The sequence below is a fragment of the Pseudomonas sp. SDO5591_S426 genome (genome assembly GCF_054070755.1).
This window is the reverse complement of the sequence record NZ_JBSVXD010000377.1, coordinates 1-2018: the sequence shown is the minus strand read 5'-3', so window position 1 is coordinate 2018 and position 2018 is coordinate 1. Positions and strand designations below refer to the sequence as shown.

Genomic DNA, 2018 nt, shown 5'->3' with positions numbered 1-2018 from the left:
ATGCAATCCAATGTGGAGCTGCCGCAGGCTGCGATCTTTTGATCTTCAGCCCTTCAATTCCTTCAAATGCTTGTACACGGTCGCCCGCCCCATGTTCAGCACATTGGCCACATAGTTTGACGCGCTCTTGCCCTTGAAGGCGCCCTCGGCGTGCAGGGCCAGCACCAGTTCGCGTTTGTGATCGCGGGTCAGCAGGTTCAGGCTCAGCTGACGCTCGCGCAACCAGGCGTGGAGGAAGGTGTTGATGCGCTCCTGCCAGTCATCGCGAAACAGTGAGTCCGGTTGCGGGATCAGTTTGGTCGGCGACAGGAACAGGTCCAGCGCAGCCTTGGCATTCTCGAATAGCGAAATATTCAGGTTGATGCACAGCACCGCCAGCGGATGACCTTCGCTGTCGCGCAGCACCGTGCTGAGGCTGCGAATCTTCTGACCATCCCAGTTGAGCTTTTCGTACGGTCCGATGTTTCGTTCGCTGACATCGTCACTGAGCATGTCTTCCAGTGCCGAGTCGTCGCCGATGACCCGTTTCGAGAGGTTGTTGGCGATGTAATCGACCTTTTGCGTGCGCAAGTCGTGCAGCACTACCTCGGCGTGAGGAAAGAACAACGTGGCGATGGCATCGGCGATTGCCCGGAAGTTATCCAGGGATGTGTCGTTCAGGGCCGGGTCTTTTTCGGGGGCGTTCATGCGGTTCGGCTCTTCATACAGTGGAACTCCGGGCAGCTTCAGTGCCCCGCAAAACGGGGCACTGAAAGTGTGCCGCAATCGAGTCGGCACGTCACCTGAGGATAAGGCTCAGCCCAGGCGGGCAGGGGAGAGCATCTTGGCGCTCAGACCAAAACGGGTGAGTTGCTCAGGGAGCGCCTCGCCGCGTACCAGCGCAGCGCTGGCCTGGCCCATGGCCGGTGAAGTCTGGATGCCGTAGCCGCCCTGTGCCGCGACCCAGAACAGTCCCGGAACTTGTGGATCGAAACCGGACAACAAGTCGCCATCGCTGACGAAGCTGCGCAATCCGGCCCAGGTGCGGGTCGGACGGCGAATGGTCAGGGTCGTGGCTTCTTCGATCTGGTAGATGCCCATGGCGATGTCCAGCTCTTCGGGCTGCACGTCGTGAGGTTCCACCGGGTCCGCGTTGGCCGGCGAGCCGAGGAACATCCCGGCGTCGGGTTTCATGTAGAACGATTCGTCGAGGCTGACCAGCATCGGCCAATGGTGGATGTCCACGCCCTCGGGACCGGCGAAGATGAAGGCGGCGCGGCGTTTCGGTTGCAGGCCCAGCGGTCGGGCGCCGGCCAATTCACCGATCTTGTCGGCCCAGGCCCCGGCGGCGTTAACGATGATCGGCGCGCTGAAGGTCTGGGTGTTGGTTTGCACCTGCCATGTCCCGTCAGCATCACGGCTCAGGCCGAGCACTTCGGTGTCGGTGTGCACTTCGCCTTTGTTACGGCGGATGCCGCGCAGGTAGCCCTGATGCAAGGCGTCGGTGTCGATGTCGCTGGCGGTCGGATCGTAGATCGCGCCGTGGACTTTTTCCCGGCGCAGGATCGGCAGGCGTACACAGGCCTCTTCGGCGCTGAGCAACTGCATCTCAGGCACCGTGGCTTTGGCGCTCAGGTATTGATTGTTGAGTTCGGCCGGGTCACCGGTGAAATCCACGGTCATTTCACCGCGCGGGGTCAGCAGCGGGTGTTCGCAGAAACCGCTGGGGGGAGCGTCGAAAAAATCGCGACTGGCCTGGGTCAGTGCGCGAACTTGCGGTGTGCCATAGGCAGCGGTGAACAGCGCCGCCGAACGTCCGGTGGAGTGATAGGCCGGGTGGGATTCACGTTCGAGCACGATCACGCGTGCGTGCTGCGACAGCCAGAACCCGGTGGAAGCGCCGGCGATCCCGCCGCCGATGATGATGAAATCTGCCTGGCTCATGAACGTCTCCTGTTGGGGCGCAAATGCCAATGGTATCGATGACCTCTGTAGGAGCTGTCGAGTGAAACGAGGCTGCGATCTTTTAAAAGAAGGAT

General features: G+C 61.2%; 2 protein-coding genes. Both read right to left on the bottom strand.

The features are described 5' to 3' along the window. Positions 1-45 precede the first annotated feature (45 nt). A complete protein-coding gene (locus tag ACW9JC_RS30100) occupies positions 46-687 on the bottom strand; it encodes a helix-turn-helix transcriptional regulator (RefSeq protein ID WP_457459603.1) in 642 nt (213 codons plus the stop codon). Positions 688-795: 108 nt separating this feature from the next. Further along, positions 796-1923 (bottom strand): NAD(P)/FAD-dependent oxidoreductase, encoded by a 1128-nt coding sequence (locus ACW9JC_RS30095; protein WP_338582860.1) that lies wholly within the window; start codon positions 1921-1923, stop codon positions 796-798. Between the last annotated feature and the right edge of the window lie 95 nt (positions 1924-2018).